Genomic DNA, 25,653 nt, shown 5'->3' on the forward strand with positions numbered 1-25,653 from the left:
ATGAAAGCAATCGTGCTGGATTTGGATGGAACGCTGCTGGATGACCGGAAGCGGGTTTCCGAGCGGAGTCTATCGGCATTATTGCGAATTCACCGGCTGGGGCACCGGATTATTTTTGCGACGGCAAGACCGCCGAGAACGGTTAAAACGTTTCTGCCCGCCGAGCTGCTGCAGATCGGCGCATTCGTGTATTACAACGGGGCCCAGATCAGCTGCGGCCATACCCGGTTCGAGCACAGCGAAACGATCGGCTGCGGCCTGGTTGCCGAGCTGCTGGATGACTGCCGGATGCTTGAGCCGAATCTTCTTCTCGGCCTGGAGGCGCAGGATACGTTATATTCCCTGAATGAGAACCCTCCCGTTGCAGCGGTCGTAACTCCCTTCGAGCAGCTGAAACGGTTTGAGGCCGCCAAGGTTCTGCTCGCCCATTTTCCTTATACGGAATCCGTTGCGGAGAAGTTCGGCGTGCAGCTCAATATTTTGACAACCGACGGGGGAACGCTCGTGCAGATCGCTTCCAAACGGGCTTCCAAGGAACTGGCGGTTGGGATGCTGTGCGCCAGATACGGCATTTCCTGGGAGGATACGATCGTGTTCGGCGACGATGCCAACGATTTGGGGCTGCTGCGGGCGAGCGGATGGCCGGTTGCAATGGCAAACGGAATCGATGAGCTGAAAGCGGCTGCCCGGGAAATAGCCGAGTCCAATAATCAAGACGGCGTCGCCAAGGTACTGGAACGAATGCTTTCGCAAGGGGAAATAGCCGAGCTGCCTGCCTGCGGTTCATCCTAAAGTGCGTCAAAAACGTAACGAGCGCCTGACCCTGGTCAGGCGCTCGTTGTTGCGTTCGGCTGCGTTTGGACGGACGGGGCCTTGACGTCGGACCGGCCGACCACGAACGAGCCGAGCCGCGTGCGCTGAACGAGCCATGTCGTGAGCCACGACAGCCCCAATGCGACGGCGCCGCCCGCAAAGGTAAGCAAATGATAGACGACCGGCGCGCCGTTCATCACTTTTAGCCGCCAGAGCAGCAGGATGAAGGGATGAATAAAATAAATGCCGAACGAATAGATGCCGATGGAGAACAGCATCCGTTTCAGCAGACTAAAGCGGCTTTGCTCGATCCGTTTCGAGAAGTGCAGCAGCGCGAGACAGCTTACGGCCGAATAGGTATAATCCGAGACGAAGTTCAGGTTCGACAGGAACGGCTGCGGAATCCAGTGCGGATCCGTTTTTTGCAGCCAGGTCTGAACGACATAAAGGGCGGCGGCGAGCAGAAAGCCCGTAAAGAGCAGCCAGCCATGCGACGAGGCCCTGTTGTTCTCCCGTTCTTTCCATTTCCCGGCCGCGTATGCGCCCAGAAATAAATACAGCAGGTAAGAGCCGATAAACGTCCCGATTTTGTGCATATGGATGTAATAGTAGTTGAGCAGGTAAAAGGCGGTTTGCGCCGCGGCGCCGCAAAGCAGCGGATGATCGCGGACGAAACGGATCCGGAGTAGAGCATGTAGAAGCGGAAATATCGCATAAAATTGCGCGATGACGATTATAAAATACAGATGGGCATAGCTTCCGCCAACCGCCAGTCCATGGAAAAACCGGCTGACGCTCGCTTTAAAGCCCGCATGCGAGATCAGCATGACGACGGCCGAATAGAACACCGACCAGAGCAAATAAGGGACGACAATCGTCTTGATCCGTTTCCGGTAAAACGTGAGCCAGCTTCGGCCGCCAGCGGAGTCGTAATGATAGAAGAGCAGCAGCGCGCTCAGGAACATGAAAGCGGGAACGGCAAAATTGGCGGCCGTGTTGATGATATGATAGACCGGATAAAAGGTGGAATCCATCGGTAATTTGGCAGCCGCATAAGAGGTCGTATGTATGGCAAGCACCGCCAAAATGGCGATGCCGCGCAGCAGCTCGAGCTCCGCAAGCTTGATTCTTTTTTCCACAGCACCCTCCGTATGAATGATTTTGGAAGTCTGCGCCGGCAAGCGTTGAGAGCAGGGCCGCGAATTGATAGGCGCTTCCATTTATATAGACGTTTAACAAAGGAAAATAGTCCCATATTTATGCAAATATTTTTTGGATAGTCCGATTTTCCTTTTCAGGCAAATCGAGTCTGTTTCTCGGATATTTTTACCATATCGCCCAAACCTCATTATAATGCTTTACCCGCGTGAAAGCTAAAGAAATCTTTAGTTGATTATAGCGCCAGTCTATTACATAATTTACAGTGTGGAAGTGAAACGGATTGTTTGGAGCTTCGTATTAGGTAGCATGAACGCGGGCCGCCCGCGGCCCACGCAAAGCGAACATGCCAAGGAGGAATAAGCACGATGTCGATTTTCAAACGGCTTAGAGATCTTACGTTGTCCAATGTTTATGCCCTGATCGAGAAAGCGGAAGACCCGGTCAAGCTGACCGATCAATATATCCGCGATATGCAGGAGGACCTCGAGGACGCCGAGAAGGCGGTTGCCGCCCAGATCGCCATTGAGAAGAAATTCAAGCAGCTGTACGAGGAGCAGGAAGCGCTTGTGAAGAAGCGCGACGAGCAGGCGCATACGGCTGCCCAAATGCAAAATATCGACCTGGCTCGCCGCGCGCTTGAAGAGAAGAAAGAGGCCGAGCAGAAGATGGCGGAGTACAAATCGAGCTACGATCAGAACAAGTCCGCGGCTGACAATCTGCGCGCCAAGCTGGAAGAAATGCGCAAGCAGCTGACCGAGATGAAGAACAAGCGCGAAACGCTTGTCGCCCGTTACAACGCGGCCAAGGCGCAGAACGAGATAAACAAATCGATGACCGGCTTTAACAGCGATTCGGCTGCCGCGGGCCTGAAGCGGATGGAAGAAAAAATGCTGCAGATGGAAGCCCAGGCGGAAGCGAGCAACGAGCTGAACAGCAAGGGCAAGTCGCTTGACGACGAGTTTGCGGCGCTCGGCAAAGACAAAGCCGTCGACGACGAGCTGGCGGCTCTGATGAAGAAATACGAGAACAACAGCCAATAACGCTGGCAAGGAACAGGCAAGTAAGAACGTCCGGGGCCGTCAACCGCATGCGGGTTTGAGGGCCTCATGACGTTTTTTTTCTTGAAGGGAAGCGGCTTCCGAAATTGAACACTTGGGGGATGTCGAGATGACGCTGCACGATTTTGTGGCAATACTGGTCTGGACCGGTTCGGGGGCGGTGCTGCTTGCCGCCTTGATGTGTGTGGATTCGCTTTTTACCCGTTATAAGGATATGGACGAAATTAAAAAAGGGAACGTAGCGGTCACGACCCGGTTTATCATGAAGCTGCTTGCCCAGGCGTATATTTTGTCGCGGTCGATCGCCGCTTCGGACACGCTCGGCAACGCGCTGATTGCGTCCGTCGTTTCGTTTGTCATATTGCTGGTGCTGGAATGGCTGCTTCGTCTCATTTTGCGGCAAACCGTCGGTCTTCAGCTCGATCAGGGCACGAAGGACGGCAAAATCGCCCATGCGCTTCTGGCCGGGTCGCTTCACGTTGCCGGCGCGCTCATCATCGGTTCGCTGCTGTAATCTCGGGAAGGAGGGCGTAGTCGCATGAGCCTGTTTAAACGAATCAAAAATATCATGACAAAACCGGAGCCGCCCAAAGCGGAGAAAAGCATACTGACGATCGGGCCGGGCGACGTGTGCGAGGTGTCCCTGGTGACCTACCAGGTCACGGGCCGGACGCAGAACCGCCACCGCAATTTGGTCGTGCTGACGCTTCAGGACGGCGCAAATATCCGTTATCTGACCATCGAAGAACGGGAGCGGACGGTTTACGCGCTTTACGCTCCGATCGACGGCCGGCTTGACTCGGTCGACGAGGTGCCGACCGAGCTGGAGCTCGACGGCCGCATGTACCATTTGGAAGAGCAATATTCCGGCTTTATAACCGCATCCGGCAAGACGCCGTTCGTTCAAGGCGGCGAGCAGTATGTCTGGCAGTACCAATCCGACGATATGCATTTGCTGCGCATCGAATGGCAGGACGGCCGATTCATGCTGTATGAAGGCGAAGACGTGCTGCCGGCAGATGTCCGCGTATTGCGCGGAAGCTAGGGGGGGAGACGCATGCGGAGCAGGCTGTCCCTCTGGCTGAAGCATCTGGTCATCGTCAGCTTCATCGTTCCGCTGCTTGCGGCATGCGGAATTTCGGACACGATTGCGGACAAATACCCGCTTGAATCGGTGAGCGGAAGCGGATCGGCAACGTCCTACGTTTACCGGGCCGCGGGCGAAAGCGTACCGCAGGTGGCGAAGGAGCTTGCGGACGAGCAGAAGCCGCAGCAGGAATCGCCCGAGAAGAACGATCATATGTTTCTCGTTTACTCGGATAAAATCATTCATTTGCAGCAGGACGAGAAGAAGCCCGAGGATACGCTGGTCGAAGTCGATTCGAAGGAATATGTGCGCGACAACTACAGCTCGAGCTTCCTGCAGGGGTATCTGGTCGCGAGTCTCCTGAACGATTTGTTCGATTACGGCCGTTACGGCAGCGGAAGCTACCGCGGATATACGGACCGCGGCACGTACAAGCCGAAGACGGGCACGTACCACGTACCGTCGGCACAGGAGAAAAAGGCGATTCCGCCGATGACGGTGGAAAAGAAAGGTTCGATATTCCGGCGGTCGAAGGATGCGGATTCAAGCGCGGCCGGCACGGGCGGCATATTCAACAAGGCGCCCCCCAAATCGTCCGGCAAGATTACGCGCGGAAGCAGCAAATCCGGCGGCTGGTTCTCGCCGCCGAAATCGAGCCGGCCGAGAACGAAGAGCGGCTTCGGCCGAATTACGAGGCGAAGATAAACCTATAGCGGCAGCTGGTACGAAACTATTCGTCCAGCTGTCTTTTTGTTGCGGAAGGGCACGAATGGTGTACCAATTTGTGGCTGGTGTAGAAAAATTTCGACAGATACGGACTTTAAATCGGTAATTATTACGAATCCTATATTACCCCATGTTTCAGAAGTCAGTCGGCCGGGTAATCAAAATGTTGCCGAACCGAATTGATTTTGAATAGACATGGAGGAGTTGCGAATATGCTGTTGAATGCGTTCAGGAAAGTGAAATCGATCACTAAATTTAGCCCATCCGGTCATTCGCTGAAGGAGCTGCCCTGGATCAAAGGAAAGCTTTATGTCAACAATTCAGGAACGATCCGAATGGGGAAACAAATCCGGATTGTCGGAAAGCCCTGGGCATCGCAATTTACCGTTGATCCCGGAGCCCTATTGGAAATCGGCGATCATACGTTCATTAATGCCGGAGTCGGTATTGCCGCCTGCCAGAGCATCTCGATCGGGGATCATGTCAAAATCGGCCCGAGAACGAGCATTCTGGACAGTATTTATCACCAAATCGACGTAAACGACGGCGAACAATTGTCCAAGCCGATCCGGATCGCGAACAATGTATGGATCGGTACGCGCTGTACGATTCTTCCGGGCGTCACCATCGGCGAAAACTCGGTGGTCGCGGCGGGCAGCGTGGTCAATAAGGATGTGCCGGATAATGTGCTCGTCGCCGGAGTGCCGGCAAGGATCATCCGGGAGCTGAACGTTCCGAAGGGATGGATACGGCCTTAAGCGGCATTGGACTCGCTCGCGGTCATTTTCTCATAATTCTCATAAACGGCGAATTATTCTACCAAAATAGTAGACGGGATGGCTCTTTTTGAGCATAAATTATGAATAATCGGCATTAATGCCACAAAATTCTATGGATTTTGTTACAAGTTAAAGTAAATATCTAGCAATTTGATCACAAAATTGTGTCTGATTCTTTTTTTTGTTTGAGCTCGCCGGTCCTATTTCGCCGCTTATCGCTGTCGAACCTCGGGAAACGGAATGGGTAATGAGGCCCGTTGTCAGGATCGCTCTTCCTAATCGCGGCTATAAAATGATGAATCGCTTACAACCTCATTACAAAAGACTTAACCGTGTATGGTAAATTATTCCATTTCATTCCATTCATCCTTTGAGGTCTCTGTCGACAATTTCCGAAAGCATCGGATTGAGACCAAGGTCGCATTTTGGCGATGAAAAACATTTTCTGAAAATCAGTACTCCTGTAGCATGTCCATGTTTATACTCAAGAGGTATGTTGAGAGTATAAAGCCGTTGTCCGGGATTGGGGGGAAATCGTATCTAAATTAAAATTTTCTCATTTTCCCGGATATAAAGTCGCTGCATTTGCGAGGATTTCTGCCGGGAGTGGTGTTCCATGAGCAATAAGAAAGGTGATGATAGCGATGGCAATTCAAATCGAATCGAAGCGGCCTCTGATCGAGGAGCGAAATCGGATCGCCGAAGAGCTGCATGATCGTGTCTCCCAACATTTGTTCGGCATCATTTACGCGATACATTCTATGAAATGCGGCTGGCACGGCATGAGCGAAGAGCAGAAGCTGGAGCAGATGCAGGTGATTCAGGAGGCGGCGGCTACGGCTTCGCGCGAGCTCCGGGCCACCATTCACAGCCTGAGCTCGAATAAGAACGGCGACTGCTGGATCGGCATTATCCGGTCGCATCTTGCCAATCAGGCGAAGCTGAACGGCATTGACATCGTTTTTCAGGCGCCGAAGTCAGACAGCCGTCTGTCCATTCATTATCAGAAAGCCTTGTACCGCATTATTTTGGAAGGTGTGGGGAACGCGATCCGTCACGGCGGAAGCAGCCGCGTCAAGGTCGATTTGACGGTGCTTCCGAGAGCCGTCAAGCTGGCGATTGCCGATAACGGCAAAGGCTTCGACGTGCGGTCGAAGCCGTCCAAGCCGGGCTCCGGGTTCGGGCTGAACAATATGCGCGCTTTGGCGGTTTCCCTGGGAGGCACGTTCAGCATCGACAGCAAAAAGGGCGGCGGAACCGAAATCTTGGTATGGCTGCCGCTTGCGGATGCGAGGGATGAAACCGGCCAAAATACGAAAAGCGGGTGATCGAATTGAAAATCGTAATCGTCGATGACCATCCATTGGTCCGGAAAGGGCTGATTGCCGTTCTGACGCAGGAGGAAGGCATCGAAATCGCCGGCGAGTCGGAGTCGGCCCATGATGCCGTCCGGCTGATCGAGAGAACGAACCCCGATCTGGCGATCATCGATATCCGGCTCGGCGACCGGTCCGGATTCGAGGTGGTGGAGCGGCTCGCGCACCATCCGTGCCGCTTTATGATGCTTACCTCATCTTCGGCCGAGATGGACGTCCGCAGGGCGGAGGAATGCGGCGTCAACGGTTATGTACTGAAGGATTCCATGCCGGAGGAGCTTCTGCTCGCCGTCAAGATGGTTGGCAAAGGGCGCAAATATTATGACCAGGGGCTTATGGAGATGCTGATCCGGAAAGAAACGGACGATCCCATGCAGAAGCTGACCCCGAAGGAAAGAGAAGTGCTCGCATCGCTGGGCGAAGGCTTGTCCAACGGCGCGATGGCCAAAAAGCTGATGATCAGCGAATTTACGGTCAAAAAGCACGTCAGCCGCATTTTTCAAAAATTGAATGTCAGCGACCGTACGCAAGCTGCGCTGTTCGCGCAATCGCGGGGCTTGGCGGCTTATACGCCTCCGGAGGAACGGGAAGAGGACAAGCTTAAGGCTTATGGTACGAAAGTATAACGGCCGATACCTCAAAAGCGGCGGGATGGCATACGACCGGAGAACAAACAAAATCATCCTGCCGCGTAATAGTTTTCGGAGTCCCCCCCGCTATAAAATTGAGTAGAACCGAAGATTATGGCGAAAAAGTAGACAACGTGTCAGGTCGGAATCCGCAAATGAAATGGTGAAATTAGACAGAAAATTCAGAAATCAACGAAACCAACATGATTGAATGTATCGGAGGAACTCGTTTGGAACTGGTAAGATATTGGAACATTATCCGGAAAAAATTGTGGATGATCGCGCTGATCGTTATTGTTTGCTGCACGGCAGTCGGTTACTATACCAGCCATTTCATCAAGCCGGAATATGTCGCTTCCGCGGATTTGATTGTAGGCCCGAAAACAGGATCCAAAGCGAGCCCTGATGCAGGCTCCATCAACTCTAACATTCTGCTCATTAAAACGTATAAAGAAGTCATTCGCACGCCCCGCATCATGTCGAAGGTCGCAGAGCAATACCCTCAGCTGCAGGCAACCGCCGGCGAGCTCATTGCGGAAGTCAGTGTAAGCTCCGCCAATGACACGCAGGTGATGACCATTTCCGCGAGAGACCGGTCCTACGAACGGGCTTCCCGAATCGCCAATGCCGTTTCGCAGGTTTTTCAGCAGGAGGTTCCGGCGCTGTTCAAGGTGGACAACGTCACGGTGCTTAATTTGGCCGATCCGTCCGGACGGCATTTCCCGGTTTCGCCCAATCCGACGATGAATGTTGCGGTGACGTTCATTCTGACCCTGCTGGCCGGCATCGTTATCGCCTTTGTTCTGGACCAGCTGGACGATACGGTGAAAACCGAACATGACGTGCAGTCCCGGCTCGGACTTCCGCTGCTTGCGGGCATCCCCAAAATCAAAAGCACCGACGTGAATAACCAGGGCGATCCGATGCATATGACGAATCCGGCGGGGAGGAAGAACAATGTCACGCTTGATGCGTAACCAAACGCTGGTAACCGAGATCAATCCAAGATCGCGCGTTTCCGAAATTTACCGCAGCTTGCGGACTAACATCGAATTCTCGATCCAGGATTCGGCATTCAAAACGCTGGCCGTCACCTCCGCCTTGGCCGGCGAAGGCAAAAGCACGACGGCCGCCAATATCGCGGCGACGTTCGCCCGGACCGGCCGGAAGACGCTGCTGATCGATGCGAATCTGCGCGCTCCCGTACAGCACGACATTTTCGGCCTGCCGAACCATTTCGGTTTAAGCTCGGCTTTAACGGCGGGGAACGGCGTCGAGGAAGCCGTTCAGCGGACACACGCCGGCAGCCTTGAAGTGATGTGCTCCGGACCGATTCCACCGAATCCGTCCGAGCTGCTCGACTCGCCGCAAATGACGGCGCTGCTGAACGAAGCAAAAGAACGGTACGACGTTGTCATCGTCGACACGACATCCGTGCTGGAAGTGACGGATGCGCAGATCGTGGCCAGCAAATGCGACGGCGTTCTGCTGGTTATCAAACCGGGAAAAGTGAAAAACGAGATTGCCGTAAAGGCGAAAGCATCTCTGGAATACGGCAAAGCAACGGTTATCGGCGCGGTTTTGAACGAAGTCGGCCGCTGACGCTGCCGGCGGATTTCGCGGTTGTTAGGAAATGTCTCCTGCTCCTCTATCACCGGAGGCACTCGGTCATGCTGTGGGTTAGACTGCCTTAGACGTAAATCGTCAAGGGTGTGACGTGAGGACGGGTTAAATGCCTACTTCCATATTACTAAAAATACGAGCTATGTTTTATTCGCCGAGGAGAAAACATAGCTCGTATTTTTAGCTTCATGATATGGCACACATATAGAAAAAAACGGGTAGGGTGAGAACATATGAAAAAAGTGAGAAAAGCGATTATTCCTGCGGCGGGGCTCGGGACCAGGTTTTTGCCTGCGACCAAAGCGATGCCGAAAGAAATGCTTCCGATCGTGGACAAGCCGACGATCCAGTACATTGTCGAGGAAGCGATCGAATCGGGAATTGAAGACATCATCGTCGTGACCGGCAAAGGGAAGCGCGCGATTGAAGACCACTTCGACATCGCATTCGAGCTTGAGCATTCGCTTGAGGAAAAAGGGAAGCTCGATATCCTGCAAAAGGTGCAGCAATCCTCGAATGTTGAGCTCCACTATATCCGTCAGAAAGAAGCCAAAGGACTGGGACATGCCGTTTGGTGCGCACGCAATTTTATCGGCGACGAACCGTTCGCGGTGCTGCTCGGCGACGATATTGTAAAGGCGGAAGTTCCGTGCACCCGGCAGCTGATCGAGCAGTATGAGCAAACCGGCTGCTCCGTTATCGGCGTTCAGGCCGTCAGCTCCGATCAGACGCAGCGTTACGGCATTGTCGATCCGCTTGAGAAATTCGAACGGCTGTACAAGGTGAAGCGGTTTGTGGAGAAGCCCCCGCAAGGACAAGAGCCGTCCAACCTGGCGATCATGGGACGATATGTGCTCACCCCCGAAATTTTTGATTACCTGGGCCGGCATGAAATCGGCGCTGGCGGAGAAATCCAGCTGACCGATGCGATTCAGATGCTGAATGAAGAGCAGGGCGTCTATGCGTACGATTTTGAAGGCATGCGCTACGATGTCGGCGAGAAGCTCGGCTTTATCATGACCACAATCGACTTTGCGCTTCACAATGAAGAGCTCCGGTACGATTTGATCGAGGAGCTGGAACGGATTCTGGAGCGCGAGAAGGTGAGTGATTACCATGGCCCGTCGGTATGATCAGGACGCAGTCGTGAACATGCTGAAAACCGAATCGAAACGGCTTGCGCTCGGGAAAAGCGACGATCTGGTTTTCTATACGATCACCAAACGCACGATGGATATTGTCGGCTCGCTGCTGGGACTCCTGTTTTTCTCCCCGCTGTTTTTGGTCATTGCCATTCTGATCAAGCTGGAGGATCCGAAGGGATCGGTCTTTTTCCGCCAGACCCGAATCGGCAAATTCGAGAAGCCCTTTAAGATGTATAAATTCCGCTCGATGGTATCGAATGCGGAGGAGAAGCTTGCGGAGCTGCTCGCCCAGAACGAGATCCAAGGCGCGATGTTCAAAATGCGGGACGACCCGCGCATTACGAGAATCGGCAAATTTATCCGCAAAACGAGCATCGACGAGCTGCCGCAGCTCTTCAACGTGCTGAAAGGCGACATGTCGCTCGTCGGCCCGAGACCGCCTCTGCCAAGAGAAGTAGAGGAATATACGGAATACGACAAGCTCCGGCTCACCGTAACGTCGGGCTGCACCGGCTTATGGCAGGTTAGCGGACGGAATAATCTCAGCTTTCAGCAAATGGTCGAGCTAGATTTGGAGTATATACAAAATCGGAGCATTGCGGGGGATTTGAAGATCATATTCAAGACGTTCAAGCTTCTCGCCGGAGCCAAGGACGCTTTCTAACAAACGGGGGACGGATCGCAATGAAGAAAATCATGTTTATTACGAACCGGCTTCCATTCCCGAATACGGACGGACGGAAAAACATGCTGCTGCAGTACATTCGCCAGATGAAAGAGATTTACCCGGACAGCGAACTCGTCAATTTGTCGTTCGTGGACGACACCAGGTATTTGAAGGACCGGCCGGCTGAAATCGACCGGCTGGTCTGCCTGGAGCTGCCCGGACTGGCCGAGAAGCTGTTTAACGTCGCGGTTTACTCCATGCTGCTGCGCAAATGGCCGCTTCAGGTGGCTGTTTATTACAGCCGAAAAACCCACCGGAAAATAAGGGAAATCGTCAAGGAAGAGCGTCCGGAGTTTATTTTGTACGACATGGTGCGCGTAGCCGAATATGTGGCGGACGAGCAGGGGCGCAAGGTGCTAAGCTATGACGATTTGCTCTCGCTGCGCTACAGGCGGCAGCTGGAATGGTTTCAATACATTCCGTCCGTATTCGGAGGCTTCACCGGCAAGCTTCCCGGCAGCATCAAGCGGTTTGCGGATTTGAAGTTTATCCAGCGCTGGCTGATCGATTTCGAAAGCCGGCTGTTGGACAAATACGAGAAAAAGGTGGCCTCTCAGTTTCACCACCTGATCTTCACCTCGCCGGCAGAAGCGCAAAGCTTCCGGAGCGTTACCCGTCACGAGTCGTGCTACGGCATACCGATGAAGTTCGAGCCGGAGCAGCGCAGGGACCGGGGGCCGCGCCGGTACGACCGGAACAAGCTGGTGTTCGTCGGCAAGATGGACATCCCTCACAACAGCTCCGCCGTCGCTTATTTCTGCGAGCGGATTTGGCCCGTTATCAAGGCGAAAGCGCCCAAGGCGACGTTTTATATTGTCGGGAAAAACCCGACCCCCGAAGTGCTGCGGCTGCAGGAGCGGTATCCGGGCGTGATCGTGACCGGCGAGGTGGACGACGTGAAACGGGTCGTCGGCGACGCCGCCCTGATGATCGCCCCGATGCTGTTCGGGACGGGGATCAAGACGAAGATCGTCGAAGCCATGTCCTGGGGCGTGCCGGTCGTCACCAACCGGATCGGCATCGAAGGGATCGACGCGAATCACGGCGAGGACCTTTTCGTCTGCGATACGGACGAGGAAGTGGTGCAGAACGTGCTTCTGCTGCTGAACAACGAAGAAATCAACGAAAAAGTATCGCGCAATTCGGTCCGCTATGTGGCCAGCAATTTCAGCAGTTCCGCCACGCGCAAAAGCATGGAGCTGATCTTGTCCTAGCCACCGGCGGCGAGAATTGGGCGTCAAGTGCAGGTGCATCCGTTATTCGAAACTTAATTGTCGCGCTGTTTCTGTTCTCGCTGGCGGTCCTGACGTACGACAGCCTGCCGTATTTTCACTTCTCGGTTTATCGCCCGCTGGCGATGTTTCCGATGTTTGCCGCCTCGCTGCTCATGCTGCTCACCGGCTTCAAGTTCAAGCAGGGGGATTTCTTCCTGCTCGTTTTTGCGGCTTACAGCATCGGGCATTCGCTTGCCGTCTCGGTCGGATACGGGGATTTGGGCAGCAGCTTTAAGCATATCGTGACGCTGCTGTTCGGTATTTCAATGTACCGGGTCAGCCTCTACATCGCCGAGGAGACGAAGAAGGATCCCGGCCTGAAAGGGCGGATCGCCGCAAGCCTGATGATCGCGTTTATCCCTCCGCTGGCGGCCGGTTTTCTGCAAATGCTGGACGCGCTGTTCGTACACAGCGGCTTCTCCGGCTCGCTTACCGGCTTGTTCTCGGAGAAGGTATACCGCGGACGGATTCAGATGCTGTCCGGCGAGCCGTCGTGGGGCGCGATTCATATGCTGAGCGGCGGGCTGCTCATGTTTTATTTGTACAAGCAGGGGTACCGGAAGCAGCTTCCGCTGCTGATCTGCACGGCGGTGCTGATGGTGCTGTCGTTTTCCGCCTATGCGTACAGCGTGCTGCTGATTGCGCTGCTGATTTATGTGCTGATTACGAACAAGAACCGCGGCAGGATGCTGCTCGTGCTGGGCGCCTGCGTGCTTGTTATTGCAGTGGGCGTTCCGTTCCTGCTGCAGGCGTTCCATGTCAGCGGTTATTTCACCAGCCGGTTCCAGTTTAATTTCAGCCAGCTGATCGAGACGGACAATTCTTATTTCATCCGGGTCGTGTTCCCCGCCATCGGTTTTATCGAATTTGCCCATCACCCGATTTTCGGGCTTGGGGGCGGGTTCTATTATAAGGAATTTGCCGATATTTTGCTGAATCGTTTCAGCGACGGGCTGAAGTTCACGGAGGTAAGCGACCTCGTCAACCGCCCCGAAATGGCAACGTCCCGGAACCTGCTGGCCAAGCTGTTCGCGGAGGAAGGCCTGATCGGCGTCATTCTGTTCTTCGGGTTTTTGGGGACGATTCTGCGCAGCGCAAGCGGAAATCCGTACGCGAAATTCGCGTTCGCGCTTTGCATTGCGCTGATTATGAATTTCGATTCGTATTCCTTCGTGAACTTTTGGCTGTTATTCGGGTTCGTCCGGGGCGGATTTTTCAGCTCGGCACCGGCGGTTCAAGCCGCGGGAGCCGATATGCAGAGCATGAAGGGGATGAAACGGATTGCATGAGAGTTGTCATTGTAAATAGCTTGTACACGCCGCATATTATCGGGGGCGCGGAAATTTCGACGCAAATACTGGCGGAAACGCTGACCCAGGTAGCGGATGTGCATGTGCTGACGGTAGGCGGACAGAAACGTGGCGACGGCATTCGTACGGAATCGATAAACGGCGTCACCGTTCACCGTCTCCCCTACAGCAATCTGTACTGGATCGGAGACGGAGGGGGACGCGGCACGCTGCACAAAGTCGCCCGGAGGCTCGTCGATCTGTACAATCCGCTGCTGATTCGGGAGGTGCGGCGACGGCTTTCCGAGCTTGAGCCGGATCTGATTCATACCCAGAACCTGTCCGGGTTCGGGGCCGCCATCTGGTCGTCGGCAGGCAAGGAAGTGCCGATCGTGCATACGCTGAGGGATTACTCGCTTCTTTCGCCGGTCAGCTCGCCGATTTCGAATGCCGCGCTTGCGCGCGCGTATCACCTGACCTCGCTCGGCGTAAGCAGGCGGGTAGCGGCGGTTGTCGGCATTTCGTCGCACATTTTGAACCGGCATACGGAAGCGGGCTTATTCCCGAATGCCGTCAAGTCGGTCATCCCGAACGTCGTGGACGGCGATATCGCCGGCGCGGACAAGGAGTTTGACCGCAAGCCGCTGCGAATCGGCTATTTCGGCCGGATCGAGCCCGAGAAAGGCGTCCGCGAGCTGGCCGAAGCGGTGCGGTCGCTTCCGCGCGAGCTGGTGGAGCAGGTGACGTTTTGCGGGGACGGCAGCTTCAGACCGAAGCTGATGGAGCTCTGCCGCGAGGACAGCCGCTTTATCTTTACCGGCAAGGTGACGCCGATCGAAGCCCGGCGGTTCATGGCCATGGCGGACGTGACGTTCGTGCCGTCGATTTGGGAAGAGCCATTCGGCCGGGTCATTATCGAATCCTACCAGGTCGGTACGCCGGTATACGCTTCTGCCGTCGGCGGCATTCCGGACGCCGTCTGGAATCCGGAGGAGTTTCTGTTCGAGCCCGGCAGCGCCGATTCGATCAAAACGAAAATCGCCGCCTTCCACGCCTTGACGGGCGAGCAGAAGCGGCGGATAAAAGCCTTGTGCCTGCAGCACTGCCAGAAATTTACGAAGCAGTCGCTGCTCGACAATCATCTGTCGCTGTACGCGCAAATCGCGAAAACGAGCCGGGCCGGTTACCCGTTCGCAGCCGCAAACGGGAGGTGAAGGAGCTTGCGTAATCCGACGATTTATATGTCGCCCAAATTCAGCCCGGACAACAAATACAGCGAGCTGCTCACCCGCTCGATCGAGCGTGCCGGCCTTCGCGTCGAGCATTACGACAAGAAAGCCATGCTGAAGCCGAGCCGGGGCGATATCGTTCATCTGCATTGGCCGAGCAATTCGTACCGGGCATCCGTATTTCCGCTGACGGTCGTTAAATCGGCCCTGTTTGCCCTGCTCCTGCTTTATTACCGGCTGCTGGGCGTGCGGCTGTTCTGGACCGTGCACAACGTCTGGCCGCATTCGGGCAAATCGCGGTGGGATTACGTGATGCGCAAACTGATTTTAACGGTCTGCCATCAGGCCTTCGTTCTTAGCGAGACGGTGAAGAAGGAGGCTGCCGCCGTGTTCGGCGTGCCGGAGGGCAAGCTGATCGTGACGCCGCACGGTCACTACGTGGACGCGTATGCGAGCAGCGGCACCGATATCCGGGCGCGGTTCGGCATTCCGCAGGACCGGTTCCTGTTCCTGTTTGTCGGCCGGATCAACGCGTACAAAGGCGTGGACAAGCTGGTTGAGGCTTATGCGTCGCTAAAGTCGGAATCTACCGCGCTGCTGATCGCAGGGCGGGTCGATACTGGATACAACCTCGATTTTATCGACGGCGCCGGCGGCGGATCGATCACCGTTTATCCGCAGTTCGTGGACGACGGCGAGCTGGCCGATTACTTGAACGCAGCCGACGCGGTCGTGCTCCCGTATAACCAGATCTCGACATCGGGAAGCGCGATTCTGGCGCTGTCCCATCACAAGCCGGTCGTTGCGCCGAAGCTCGGCGCGCTCGGGGAGTACGTATCCGAAGGGTGCGGCATTCTTTACGATCCGGCGGATCCGGACGGCCTGCGCAAGGCGCTGCGATTGTCCATGGAGATGGATATGCGGGAAACGCGCAAGCATATTGCGGCGAAGCTGAGAGAGCTGGACTGGAGCCGGATTGCCGGGAAAATGATCGGCGTCTACACCGGCACGCATCAGAGGTACGAGGTGAATGCATGAAAGCGTCAATAGCGATTTGCACGCACAATCGCGCAGCGGATGTGAAGGAGGCGCTCCTCAGTCTGCTGAAGCAAAGCTTTAGCGGTCCTTTCGAGGTCATTGTCATCGATAACCGCTCCACCGACCATACGAAGCAGGTGGTAGAAGAATTCCAGCACATGGTCGACATCCCGATTCATTACGTCTACGAGGAGAAGCTTGGCTTGTCCGTCGCCCGGAACCGTGCGATCCGCGAAGCGAAAGGCGAATACGTGCTCTTCCTGGACGACGACGCGGTCGCCTCGGAGGATTGGATACGGAGCATCGTCGCCCTGTTCGACCTGGACCCGCGCATCGGATGCGTCGGCGGCAAAATCGATCCCGCCTGGGAAGGCAGCCCTCCGCTTTGGCTGCCGCCGGAAAACCGTCCCTTGTATACGATACTCGATTATGCGGACGAAATCGTAGAGATGGTCAAGCCGGCGATTCCGTACGGCGCGAACGTCGCGTTCCGCATGTCGGTGTTCGATAAGATCAAGCCGTTCCGGGAGGATCTCGGCCGGGTGGGCAGCAATTTGCTCTCCAGCGAAGAAACCGAGCTGATCGACCGGATCCGGGCGCATTATTCGGTCTATTATACGCCTCACGCTTCGGTGCTGCACAAAATTCCGCGCAGCCGGATCAGCCGGAAATGGCTGCTTCGCCGCATTTACTGGCAGGGCGTGAGCAGCGCGGTCAGCTCAAACCGGAAATCGGCCCTTTTCCTGAAATCGCTCGTGAAGGTGCCGGTTTTTGCGCTGCTTACCGTCGTGTTCGCTTACGACAAGCAGCGGATTTTTCGCAATGTGAGCAAGCTATTCTATAACAACGGCCAGATCAGCGGCGTGCTGCGTATTTATCAATGAACGTACTACTCGGGGTAAGGAAGTCGAAAAGATGATGAATGTACCGGCTTTGAGAAAAGCGTTGTCCGGCGAAGGCGTATTCCGCACGATTCTGAATACGAGCGCAGCCAATTTATTCATAATGGTGCTGAGCACCTTGACCTCCATCGTGACGGCGCGCTTGTTCGGAGTCGTCGGCAAAGGCGAATTTTCAGCGATCCTGTTTTGGCCGACGCTGCTTTCGGGCCTTGTCGGGTTCGGGCTTTCCACGTCCCTGATCTACAACATGAAGATGAATGCGAATTGGGCTGCGGCTTACGTGAGAGCAGGCTTCATGTTTCAAATCCCGGTCAGCATCGTTGTCGGCACGGTCGCCTGGATTTTCCTGCCCCATTGGCTCGGAAATTACCCGGCTTCCGTCGTCGAAATCGCAAAATGGTATACCGTCATTACGCTGCCTATGCTGCTGGCCGTCAACCTTCTGTCGGCGCTGACGCAAAGCTTGGACAAATTCAGCCTGTACAACGGTCTTCGGCTGTACGTGCCGCTCAGCAACCTGATCGGTCTGCTGGTGCTGTGGGCCTGCGGCGGTCTGAACCTGCAAAACGGCGCGATCGCGTTTTTCATCACCAGCATGATGGTCGTCTTCTGGTCGCTGTTCAAGCTGCGGCGCGAGCTCAGCTTCAACTGGCTGCGGAATTTGACGGACCGTTTCGTGCTGAAATCGCTTTTCGGTTACGGCGGAAGGGTGTTCGGCGTCGAGCTGCTCGGCACGCTTTATTCGCAGTGCGACAAGCTCATTATTCTGACGCTGCTGAAGCCGAGGGATTTCGGGCTGTATACGGTCGTTTATACGCTGTCGCGCGTGTTTAACGTCGTGCAGATGGCCATCTCGAACGTCATATTCCCGAAGGTGACCGGCCTCGATAAAGAGAAAATCGTCGCCACGGTCGGCAGAGCGTTCCGGCTGTCGTTCCTGCTTATGCTGATCGCCGTCATCCCGGGGATGATCATCGGCCGGTATTTGCTCGGGCTGCTGTTCGGCGCGCAGTTTCTGGAAGCGAGCACCGCTTTCTACCTGCTCTGCCTCGAATGTATTCTCGGCGGCGGCTCGTGGATTCTCGCGTCCTCATTCAACGCGATGGGACGACCCGGGCTTGTGGTGATGCGCCAGCTGATTGCGCTCGCCGCAACGGTCGGTCTTTTCTTCGTCTTTACCCCGCTGTACGGACTGAACGGCATTGCGCTGGCCCTGCTGCTCGGCGCGGTGATCCGGATCGTCGTTACGATTGCGTCGATGCGCGTGGTTTTCAAGGTGCGTGTCGCGGACATGCTGTTCGACAAAAACGATATGCGTTTCCTGTTTGCGCGTTTATCGCGAAAAGTTCAGTCCTGACGCCGACAACGGAAGGATGTCTGCTGCAAAGATGAGCACAAGAAAACGAAGGTTTGGCGAATATGTAAGATTTGCGTTCCGCCTCGGGCGCGGCATGCTGTTCAAGAGGAAGACGGACCGCTGCGGCAAGCTGCTTCGCGTCTGCGGCAGGGTGAAGGTATCGAAGGCCCCGCGGGCCAGGCTGCTGCTCGGCGATCGGGTAATGCTGTTTCAAAATACCGGGTTTTATTTGGATGCCGGCGACGCCGTGATCGAAATCGGCGACCGCACGTTCATTAACCGGCGGTCCGAAATCGTCTGCAAGCAGCTTGTGAAAATCGGCCGTGACTGTGCGATTTCATGGGATGTGTGCATCACGGATACCGATATTCACGCGCTGGAGGGGGCCGAGACCACGAAGCCGACCGTCATCGGGGACCGGGTCTGGATCGGCAACAAAGCGGTCGTTCTGAAAGGCGTTACGATCGGCGACGGCGCCGTCGTCGCAGCCGGCTCGGTCGTGTCGAAGGACGTGCCCGCAAATACGCTGGTCGCCGGCGTTCCGGCAAAGCCGATCCGGAATAACGTCCGGTGGCGCCTGTAACTGCAGGCCGCGCGAAGCAGCTTGAAGGAGAAAGAGACGTACAAAGGAGACGGATCGATGGAAACCATGCAGTTCGCTCATCCGATGGATGAGCTCAAAAACCGGCTGCGCCAAATCTTGAACGTAATCCCGCCCCAATCCAGCATTTATTACATCGATTACCCGGTTCACGGCAATGGCGGCGATCTCCTCATTATGAAAGGGACGGAGGCGTTCTTCAAGGATTACGGCATCCGGGTTCAGGCGCGCTACAGCGTGCTCGATTTTCCGGATAAGCTGGCGATTCCGAGCAATCATATCATCGTCCTGCACGGCGGCGGCAACTTCGGCGACCTTTATCCGGCGCACCAGAGGCTGCGCGAGAAAATCGTGGCGGACTATCCGGACCATCGCGTCGTGATGCTGCCCCAGACGATATTTTACAAGGATCCTGCCGAATTCGACCGCACGGCTGCCGTTTTCAACCGCCACCATGATCTGCACCTCTTCGTGCGGGACACGTTCTCGCAGGAAATGGCGCAGGAGCGGTTCAAGACGTGCGGCGTCTATTTATCCCCGGATATGGCTCACCAGCTGTGGCCGATTCGCACCCGGACCGTGCCCGAGAAGGAAATGCTTCTTTTCCTCCGCACCGATATCGAGAAGACGGCGGAGCAGGAGAAGCTGGAGGCTTCGGGTCAGGGCGATCATTTGGACTGGTCCTCGCTCTTCAGCCGGGCGGAGCACAAATCGATCCGTCTCTTGACGAAGGTGGCGCAGAAGAGCAAAGGCATCGTGCCGGTCGGCGCAATTTGGAGCAAATATACGGATTACCTGGTCGGTAAAGCGGTCAAGCGGTTCAGCTCGTACAAGACCGTACAGACATCAAGGCTTCACGGACACATTCTATCCTGTCTGATGGATAAACCGAACATCCTGCTGGACAATTCTTACGGAAAAAACGCAAGTTATTACCGTACGTGGACCGGAGGTATCGCAAACGCGCAGTTAATGGCGGACAAGGCGGGAAAATAGAATGGAGGGATCCTTATGAAAGTCGTACTTCTTTCGGGAGGCTCGGGCAAACGGCTGTGGCCGCTTTCCAACGATTCTCGGTCGAAGCAGTTTTTGAAAATTCTCAAAAATGCGGACGGCCATCTCGAATCGATGATTCAGCGGGTTTGGGGACAAATCGGGGAAGCCGGACTGAGGGAACACGCTTACGTGGCGACCAGCAAGCCGCAGGTGGAGATGATCTACAGCCAGCTCGGCAGCGAGGTCAATCTGATCGTCGAGCCGGAAAGAAGGGATACGTTCCCGGCCATCGCGCTTGCGGCCGCCTTCCTGTATTCGGTGGAGGGCGTCAACCTGAACGAGACGATCGTCGTCATGCCCGTCGATCCGTTCGTGGAGCAATCGTTTTTTCACCGGCTGAAGGAGCTGGAGCGGGTGCTCGAAAGCGCGGGCACCGATCTGGCGCTGATGGGCGTGCAGCCGACTTATCCGTCGGAAAAATACGGCTACATCATCCCGAAGCCGGATGAAGGCGACGGCCGCGGCTTCATCGAGGTGCAGAGCTTCCGCGAGAAGCCCTGCCAGGAAGAAGCGGAGGCGATGATTCGCCAAAACGGGCTTTGGAACTGCGGCGTATTTGCCTTCAAGCTCGATTTTCTGATCAACATTCTGATTGCAAACGAGCTTCCGATCCAATACGACGAAATGCTGAAGCGATACGGCAGGCTGCCGAAAATCAGCTTCGATTACGAAGTGGTGGAGCGGGCCAACCGGGTAGCCGCCGTTCGCTACGAGGGCTCCTGGAAGGATCTCGGCACCTGGAATACGCTGACCGAGGAAATCGAATCCTCGCTGATCGGCAAAGGCATCATTACGGACAGCTCGGAGAACGCGCATGTTATTAACGAGCTGGATATCCCGATCACGCTGCTGGGCCTGTCCGACGTCGTCGTCGCGGCGAGTCCCGACGGCATTCTCGTTGCCGACAAAGCCGCAAGCCCGCTCATCAAGGACGTGATGAAGCATTCGGAGCAGCGGCCGATGTACGAGGAGCGGCGCTGGGGCCGCTACCGCGTGCTGGATTACGTGAAATATCCGGACGGACGGGAAGTGCTGACGAAGCGGATCTTTATAGCGGCGGGCAAAAACTTGAGCTATCAATATCACAGCCTCCGCGACGAGGTGTGGACGGTCGTTTCCGGCCACGGGGAGATGGTGCTCAACGAACGACACTTTTCGATCAGCGCCGGCGATGTGCTTACGATACCGAAAGAGAACAAGCACAGCCTGCTTGCGATTTCGGACATCGAAATTATCGAGGTGCAGACCGGCTCGGAGCTGATTGAAGAGGATATCGTCCGGCTCGAGCTCGAGTGGAACGAGATCGTGCAGCTCTGCACGGTATAATCAAGAAGGAAACTTACGAAGATGCGTTTTCCTTCGGAAAACGCTTAGCTTATGCTTACGAAGATGCGTTTTCCTTCGGAAAACGCTTAGCTTATGCTTACGAAGTCGCGTTTTCTTCGAAAACGCTTAGGAGTGGATATCATGAACATTACGGTGATCGGCACCGGATATGTCGGGCTCGTATCGGGAATCTGCTACGCGGAGCTCGGCAACCGGGTGATCTGCGTCGACAAGGACCGGGCCAAAATCGACACGCTGCTCGGCGGCGGCATACCGATTTACGAGCCCGGTCTGCAGGAGCTCTCGGTCAAAAACAGGGAAGCCGGGCGTTTAAGCTATACCATCGACCTGCAGGAAGCGGTCCGGCAGTCGGAGCTTGTCATCCTCGCGGTCGGAACGCCTTCGCTGCCAAGCGGAGAGGCCAACCTGTCCTATATCGAACAGGCGGCCGCCGAAATCGCGGATGTGATGAACGGGCATAAAATCATCGCCGTCAAAAGCACGGTGCCCGTCGGCACGAACGAGCGGGTGCGGGACATCATTCGGAGCCGTACAAGCGAATCGTTCGACAGCATTTCGCTGCCGGAATTTCTCCGGGAAGGATCGGCCCTTCAGGATACGATGCATCCCGACCGGATCATTATCGGCGCCGATAACCATGAAGCGGCCGAAACGATCGCGGAGCTGCACCGTCCGTTGACCGACCGGATCGTCGTCACGGATATCCGCAGCGCCGAAATGATTAAATACGCGTCCAACGCTTTTCTCGCGACGAAGATTTCGTTCGTGAACGAAATCGCCAACATATGCGAGAAGGTGGGCGCGGATGTCACCCTCGTGGCGGAAGGCATGGGGTACGACAAACGGATCGGCCATGCTTTCCTGAAAGCGGGAATCGGCTACGGCGGCTCCTGCTTCCCGAAAGATACGCGAGCGCTTATCCAGATCGCCGGCAACGTCGATTATGAGTTCAAGCTGCTGCGCGCCGTCGTCGAGGTCAACCAGGATCAGCGGTTCAGCGTCATCCGCAAGCTGGAGACGATCTTCGACGGCCGGCTGGAGGGCAAGACGATTGCCGTCTGGGGGCTGGCGTTCAAGCCGAATACCGACGATGTCCGCGAATCGCCCGCGCTGGAGATTATTCGGCATTTGACGCGGAGCGGCGCTCATGTGAAAGCCTACGACCCGATTGCGATAAGCAATTTTCAAAGCATGTACGGCGAAGACAGCGGCGTCGAATGGTGCGGCGGGGCGATGGAGGCTGCCGCCGGCGCCGACGCGCTTTGCTTGCTGACCGAATGGGACGAGTTCGTACAAGCCGATCTGCAAGAGCTGCAATCGATTTTACGCAAGCCGATATTGATTGACGGACGAAATGTGTTTAAGGAAGAAGATTTGGCGGAAACTACTTTCATATATTACTCAATCGGCCGCCCACGCTTAAACCAGGGCGTTAAGGAGGAAATATCGGCCCTTCATTATTAAAAAGGGCGAGGAGATTTTGCAACCGTGAAAAAGAGATTTACGCTGCTGCTGGTCTTTATCCTGCTTCTATCGCTGATGCCCACGCTGGCTATAGGAGATGCGAAGCCGCCCTCCTACGAGATCGAAATCGACGATCTTCAGGATTGGAGCCAGGTGTACCAGCATTCCGGCACGCTTCTTCTGCAGACGGTCCCGAAGGCGCCGGATCCGACGCGCGTCATCCGGGGCGGAGATGCGGGAGAATACATCGTTTACCGGGCGAAGGGTAATCTCCGATCGTTTTCCGTTTACGGCAGTATCGCTTCAACAGTCAACCCGGTCAGTCATCCGTCCTTTGCGATATCGAGCGACGGCAAAAACTATCGGACCATCGTTCCGGACATCCATGAGGACACCGGCGATTCCGTCGCCATCGATTATGAATCGAGAAACTTTCCGGCGACGACGAAATTTTTGAAAATATCGTTTGCGGGCACCGGCACGGCAAGTTCGCCCTCGATCGGCAAAGTGGTGCTGAACGGACCGTCCAGCGTCGAAGCCAGCGTGCCGTCCGGTACGGTGCCTTTCGGGAGCATGATCCTGTTGAACCGGGGCAGCCAGGGCGACACCGTGTATTATACGACGGACGGCAGCGACCCGCGGTTCTCGCTAACCCGCAAGTTTTACAGTTCTCCGATCCCGGTGACCGGGAAGCTGCTGCTGAAGACGACCGCCGTCAACCATTCCGGCACGGGCCGTTCGGCGGCGAGCCGGGTGTCAACGTATCAGTATACGACGGACACGACGGCGGTGCCTCCGGACGGTTTGGACGACCCGCTTAATAACTTCAAGCAGCTCTTGAGCCGCGCGAACGTATATGAGGTCGGCAGCACCCCCGGCTATTTCGGCAACGACGCGGGCCGGATTACGCGCACGTCGACCGGGCCGGGCATACTGGTGTACCATTCGGACACCGATATGCACGCCGTCACGGTGTACGGCAGTTATTTTACCGGACTCCCGATCGAAGACGTGCGGATATCCGCCTCTGCCGACGGCAATACGTACACCGACGCGAAGGCCGAGTCGTATACGGCCGGCTATCCGTCGAGCAACTGGCAGCCGTACGCCTTCGAGGTATCGGCGCTGCCCGAGCATACGCAATATTTGAAAGTCGAGCTGATCGGTTCGGCCAAGTCGTGGTCGCCTCAAATAACCAGGGTGGTTATCAATCGGAACACCGCATCCGTTCATCTCCAAGCTTTCGCGGCCGATCAAGGCAAGCAGGTTTTTCTGTCCTCGGCCACGGAAGGCGCGCGCATTTACTACCGGTTGAACAAGGGGACGGACTTCCTTCCTTATAACGGACCGATTCCGCTTCAAGGCTACAATACGCTGGAAGCGTATGCCGTCAAGGACGGCATGGTTCCGAGTCCGATCCGGAAGTACGCGGTGAATGCGAGCAGCGATATCGAAGTCGACCGGTACGGTCAGATGACGAACGCGAGCTGGACGGGCAAGGTGAAGAGCGATGAGGACCTGGCGAAAGTGGCGCAGGATAACGCCGACTATTTCGGCGGCTTGACGGCTCCTTCAGACCGGGACCCTTACGGCGGATTGGCCGGAAGCGCACAGAAATACGGCTTGAAGGCGACAGGCTACTTTGACGTTCAGCAGATGGGCAGCCGCAAGGTGATGACGACGCCGAACGGAGATTTGTATTTCAGCCTGGCGGTGAACGGCGTAACGCCGAATGAAACCTATACGCAGGTCGCGGGCCGGGAAGAGAAATTCGAACAGCTGCCTCCGTACGAGGGCGAATACAATTTCGCTTACCTGGGGCAGGACAACTTCTCGTTCTATATGGCCAACAAATACGACGAGACCGGTGAAATTCCGACCGAGCATTCCGTGTACATGGAGGCGATCGACCGGCTGCGCGAATGGGGCTTCAACGGCGTCGGCAACTATTCGCCCGAGAAATACGGCGAGGAGGGCAAGCTCCCGTACGTCCGGATGCTTCCATTAAGCGGCATGAGCTGGGCGAAGCTCGACGGCATCTCGATTTTCGATATTTTCGCGCCGAATGCCGAGGCGAAGATCGACGAGGCTTTCAGTAAAACGCTGCCGGAGCACAAGGACGACAAGATGCTCATCGGTTACTTCATCGACAACGAATACGATTTTCAGAAGTTTTATTCCAACGTGCTGAATCTGAAGGCGAGCTCGGCAGCGATCAAGGGCAAGCTGGTCCAGGTTTTGCAAACGAAATACGGCTCGGTGGACGCGTTCAACGCCGCCTGGAAAACGGACTTCCGGTCGTTCGACGAAATGAAGGAAGCCCCGATTCCGCTGAAGACGTCCGAAGCCTGGGCCGACATGGACGATTTCTACAAGCTTTACCTGGATACGTTTTTCGGAACGGTGTCGAAGCTGTACCGCAAATACGATCCGAATCATCTGCTGCTCGGCGACCGCTGGATTACGACGGTGTTCCATAACAAGAAACTGATGGAGCCGCTCGCCGAAATCGAAGGCAAATACGTGGACGTGATCAGCATTAACTATTACACGTATTCCTTTGAACCCGATCTGCTTCAGGACGTCTACGAGAAATCGGGCGGAAGGCCGATCCTGTTCAGCGAATTCGGTTACGGCACGAGCGAAGAGGGACTGAATCCGCTGCTTGTCAATTCGGCTACGAATCAGTTCCAGCGAGGCATGCGTTACCGGAATTACGTGGAAGAAGCCGCCAGCCTCCCTTATGTCGTCGGTGCGCACGTCTTCAATTATGTGGATCAGGCCGGCCTCGGCCGTTACTGGCAGGGCGTTTGGGGCGAGCATTACAACTCCGGTCTCGTCAATGTGGCGGACATTCCGTATAAGAGCTATCTGCAGGGCGTCATGGACACGAACGACGATATTTACAAAATCATGCTCGGGGAACGCCCGAAATTTTATTATAATTTCAGCAGCAAGTAGAGGTGGGTGCG

At 55.6% G+C, this 25,653-nt stretch carries 24 protein-coding genes; 23 read left to right on the top strand and 1 reads right to left on the bottom strand.

All coding sequences use genetic code 11. The features are described from left to right. On the top strand, window positions 1-792 hold the full coding sequence (locus PD282_RS09310; protein ID WP_274650347.1) for an HAD-IIB family hydrolase: 792 nt from the start codon (window positions 1-3) through the stop codon (window positions 790-792). Window positions 793-827: 35 nt separating this feature from the next. Here the strand turns inward: PD282_RS09310 and PD282_RS09315 are convergent, their stop codons facing one another. After that, complete coding sequence (locus tag PD282_RS09315) at window positions 828-1,952, bottom strand: acyltransferase (RefSeq protein WP_274650349.1); 1,125 nt, start codon at window positions 1,950-1,952, stop codon at window positions 828-830. A gap of 387 nt (window positions 1,953-2,339) precedes the next feature. Between PD282_RS09315 and PD282_RS09320 the strand changes: the two genes are divergently transcribed. From PD282_RS09320 to PD282_RS09425, 22 genes are all read left to right on the top strand, one after another. Next, entirely contained in the window at window positions 2,340-3,014 is a 675-nt protein-coding gene (locus PD282_RS09320) for a PspA/IM30 family protein (protein WP_274650351.1), read from the top strand. A 127-nt stretch (window positions 3,015-3,141) separates the two neighbouring features. Beyond that, on the top strand, window positions 3,142-3,546 hold the full coding sequence (locus PD282_RS09325) for a DUF350 domain-containing protein (RefSeq protein WP_274650353.1): 405 nt from the start codon (window positions 3,142-3,144) through the stop codon (window positions 3,544-3,546). Between the two features lie 24 nt (window positions 3,547-3,570). After that, complete coding sequence (locus tag PD282_RS09330) at window positions 3,571-4,077, top strand: DUF4178 domain-containing protein (protein WP_274650354.1); 507 nt, start codon at window positions 3,571-3,573, stop codon at window positions 4,075-4,077. Between the two features lie 12 nt (window positions 4,078-4,089). After that, window positions 4,090-4,824, top strand: a complete 735-nt coding sequence (locus PD282_RS09335; RefSeq protein WP_274650355.1) for a DUF4247 domain-containing protein — start codon at window positions 4,090-4,092, stop codon at window positions 4,822-4,824. A gap of 233 nt (window positions 4,825-5,057) precedes the next feature. Continuing rightward, window positions 5,058-5,603: a DapH/DapD/GlmU-related protein gene (locus PD282_RS09340; RefSeq protein WP_274650356.1), complete on the top strand. Its 546-nt coding sequence runs from the start codon at window positions 5,058-5,060 to the stop codon at window positions 5,601-5,603. Between the two features lie 665 nt (window positions 5,604-6,268). Continuing rightward, complete coding sequence (locus PD282_RS09345; RefSeq protein WP_274650357.1) at window positions 6,269-6,952, top strand: sensor histidine kinase; 684 nt, start codon at window positions 6,269-6,271, stop codon at window positions 6,950-6,952. Window positions 6,953-6,957: 5 nt separating this feature from the next. Further along, complete coding sequence (locus tag PD282_RS09350; RefSeq protein WP_274650358.1) at window positions 6,958-7,626, top strand: response regulator; 669 nt, start codon at window positions 6,958-6,960, stop codon at window positions 7,624-7,626. Window positions 7,627-7,859: 233 nt separating this feature from the next. Then, complete coding sequence (locus PD282_RS09355) at window positions 7,860-8,606, top strand: YveK family protein (RefSeq protein ID WP_274650360.1); 747 nt, start codon at window positions 7,860-7,862, stop codon at window positions 8,604-8,606. Continuing rightward, the gene (locus PD282_RS09360) at window positions 8,587-9,231 is read left to right on the top strand and encodes a CpsD/CapB family tyrosine-protein kinase (RefSeq protein ID WP_274650362.1); all 645 of its coding nucleotides are present in this window, start codon (window positions 8,587-8,589) and stop codon (window positions 9,229-9,231) included. The genes PD282_RS09355 and PD282_RS09360 overlap by 20 nt, the downstream gene beginning before the upstream one ends. A 254-nt stretch (window positions 9,232-9,485) precedes the next feature. Then, window positions 9,486-10,385 (top strand): UTP--glucose-1-phosphate uridylyltransferase GalU, encoded by a 900-nt coding sequence (galU, locus tag PD282_RS09365; protein WP_274650364.1) that lies wholly within the window; start codon window positions 9,486-9,488, stop codon window positions 10,383-10,385. A gap of 19 nt (window positions 10,386-10,404) precedes the next feature. After that, the gene (locus PD282_RS09370) at window positions 10,405-11,061 is read left to right on the top strand and encodes a sugar transferase (RefSeq protein ID WP_274655124.1); all 657 of its coding nucleotides are present in this window, start codon (window positions 10,405-10,407) and stop codon (window positions 11,059-11,061) included. Between the two features lie 20 nt (window positions 11,062-11,081). Continuing rightward, window positions 11,082-12,338, top strand: coding sequence for a glycosyltransferase (locus tag PD282_RS09375; RefSeq protein ID WP_274650366.1), 1,257 nt, complete (start codon window positions 11,082-11,084; stop codon window positions 12,336-12,338). A 152-nt stretch (window positions 12,339-12,490) separates the two neighbouring features. Continuing rightward, window positions 12,491-13,687 carry an O-antigen ligase family protein gene (locus PD282_RS09380; RefSeq protein WP_274650368.1) on the top strand — a complete coding sequence of 399 codons (1,197 nt, stop codon included), beginning with the start codon at window positions 12,491-12,493 and terminating at the stop codon, window positions 13,685-13,687. Further along, entirely contained in the window at window positions 13,684-14,901 is a 1,218-nt protein-coding gene (locus PD282_RS09385) for a glycosyltransferase family 4 protein (protein ID WP_274650370.1), read from the top strand. The genes PD282_RS09380 and PD282_RS09385 overlap by 4 nt, the downstream gene beginning before the upstream one ends. A 6-nt stretch (window positions 14,902-14,907) precedes the next feature. Then, on the top strand, window positions 14,908-15,954 hold the full coding sequence (locus PD282_RS09390) for a glycosyltransferase family 4 protein (RefSeq protein ID WP_274650372.1): 1,047 nt from the start codon (window positions 14,908-14,910) through the stop codon (window positions 15,952-15,954). After that, the gene (locus tag PD282_RS09395) at window positions 15,951-16,838 is read left to right on the top strand and encodes a glycosyltransferase (protein ID WP_274650374.1); all 888 of its coding nucleotides are present in this window, start codon (window positions 15,951-15,953) and stop codon (window positions 16,836-16,838) included. The genes PD282_RS09390 and PD282_RS09395 overlap by 4 nt, the downstream gene beginning before the upstream one ends. A gap of 31 nt (window positions 16,839-16,869) precedes the next feature. Continuing rightward, window positions 16,870-18,213, top strand: a complete 1,344-nt coding sequence (locus PD282_RS09400) for a lipopolysaccharide biosynthesis protein (RefSeq protein WP_274650376.1) — start codon at window positions 16,870-16,872, stop codon at window positions 18,211-18,213. A gap of 31 nt (window positions 18,214-18,244) precedes the next feature. Further along, window positions 18,245-18,796, top strand: coding sequence for an acyltransferase (locus tag PD282_RS09405; RefSeq protein WP_274650378.1), 552 nt, complete (start codon window positions 18,245-18,247; stop codon window positions 18,794-18,796). A 66-nt stretch (window positions 18,797-18,862) separates the two neighbouring features. Continuing rightward, entirely contained in the window at window positions 18,863-19,810 is a 948-nt protein-coding gene (locus PD282_RS09410; RefSeq protein ID WP_420832351.1) for a polysaccharide pyruvyl transferase family protein, read from the top strand. Window positions 19,811-19,825: 15 nt separating this feature from the next. After that, window positions 19,826-21,196, top strand: coding sequence for a sugar phosphate nucleotidyltransferase (locus PD282_RS09415; protein ID WP_274650382.1), 1,371 nt, complete (start codon window positions 19,826-19,828; stop codon window positions 21,194-21,196). 141 nt (window positions 21,197-21,337) lie between these two features. Beyond that, the gene (locus PD282_RS09420; RefSeq protein WP_274650384.1) at window positions 21,338-22,681 is read left to right on the top strand and encodes a UDP-glucose dehydrogenase family protein; all 1,344 of its coding nucleotides are present in this window, start codon (window positions 21,338-21,340) and stop codon (window positions 22,679-22,681) included. Between the two features lie 24 nt (window positions 22,682-22,705). Further along, on the top strand, window positions 22,706-25,642 hold the full coding sequence (locus tag PD282_RS09425) for a chitobiase/beta-hexosaminidase C-terminal domain-containing protein (protein WP_274650386.1): 2,937 nt from the start codon (window positions 22,706-22,708) through the stop codon (window positions 25,640-25,642). Window positions 25,643-25,653: the final 11 nt, after the last annotated feature.

Origin of the sequence: Paenibacillus humicola (assembly GCF_028826105.1) — a bacterium.
Classification (GTDB): Bacteria; Bacillota; Bacilli; order Paenibacillales; family Paenibacillaceae; genus Paenibacillus_Z; species Paenibacillus_Z humicola.

Bases quoted from the DNA above. Each gene is read 5' to 3' on its own strand.
- PD282_RS09345 (WP_274650357.1), top strand. From the start codon at position 6,269: ATGGCAATTCAAATCGAATCGAAGCGGCCTCTGATCGAGGAGCGAAAT.
- PD282_RS09340 (WP_274650356.1), top strand. From the start codon at position 5,058: ATGCTGTTGAATGCGTTCAGGAAAGTGAAATCGATCACTAAATTTAGC.
- galU (WP_274650364.1), top strand. From the start codon at position 9,486: ATGAAAAAAGTGAGAAAAGCGATTATTCCTGCGGCGGGGCTCGGGACC.
- PD282_RS09420 (WP_274650384.1), top strand. From the start codon at position 21,338: ATGAACATTACGGTGATCGGCACCGGATATGTCGGGCTCGTATCGGGA.
- PD282_RS09385 (WP_274650370.1), top strand. From the start codon at position 13,684: ATGAGAGTTGTCATTGTAAATAGCTTGTACACGCCGCATATTATCGGG.
- PD282_RS09325 (WP_274650353.1), top strand. From the start codon at position 3,142: ATGACGCTGCACGATTTTGTGGCAATACTGGTCTGGACCGGTTCGGGG.
- PD282_RS09400 (WP_274650376.1), top strand. From the start codon at position 16,870: ATGATGAATGTACCGGCTTTGAGAAAAGCGTTGTCCGGCGAAGGCGTA.
- PD282_RS09375 (WP_274650366.1), top strand. From the start codon at position 11,082: ATGAAGAAAATCATGTTTATTACGAACCGGCTTCCATTCCCGAATACG.
- PD282_RS09320 (WP_274650351.1), top strand. From the start codon at position 2,340: ATGTCGATTTTCAAACGGCTTAGAGATCTTACGTTGTCCAATGTTTAT.
- PD282_RS09310 (WP_274650347.1), top strand. From the start codon at position 1: ATGAAAGCAATCGTGCTGGATTTGGATGGAACGCTGCTGGATGACCGG.
- PD282_RS09360 (WP_274650362.1), top strand. From the start codon at position 8,587: ATGTCACGCTTGATGCGTAACCAAACGCTGGTAACCGAGATCAATCCA.
- PD282_RS09395 (WP_274650374.1), top strand. From the start codon at position 15,951: ATGAAAGCGTCAATAGCGATTTGCACGCACAATCGCGCAGCGGATGTG.
- PD282_RS09405 (WP_274650378.1), top strand. From the start codon at position 18,245: ATGAGCACAAGAAAACGAAGGTTTGGCGAATATGTAAGATTTGCGTTC.
- PD282_RS09370 (WP_274655124.1), top strand. From the start codon at position 10,405: ATGCTGAAAACCGAATCGAAACGGCTTGCGCTCGGGAAAAGCGACGAT.
- PD282_RS09380 (WP_274650368.1), top strand. From the start codon at position 12,491: ATGTTTGCCGCCTCGCTGCTCATGCTGCTCACCGGCTTCAAGTTCAAG.
- PD282_RS09330 (WP_274650354.1), top strand. From the start codon at position 3,571: ATGAGCCTGTTTAAACGAATCAAAAATATCATGACAAAACCGGAGCCG.
- PD282_RS09335 (WP_274650355.1), top strand. From the start codon at position 4,090: ATGCGGAGCAGGCTGTCCCTCTGGCTGAAGCATCTGGTCATCGTCAGC.
- PD282_RS09415 (WP_274650382.1), top strand. From the start codon at position 19,826: ATGAAAGTCGTACTTCTTTCGGGAGGCTCGGGCAAACGGCTGTGGCCG.
- PD282_RS09410 (WP_420832351.1), top strand. From the start codon at position 18,863: ATGCAGTTCGCTCATCCGATGGATGAGCTCAAAAACCGGCTGCGCCAA.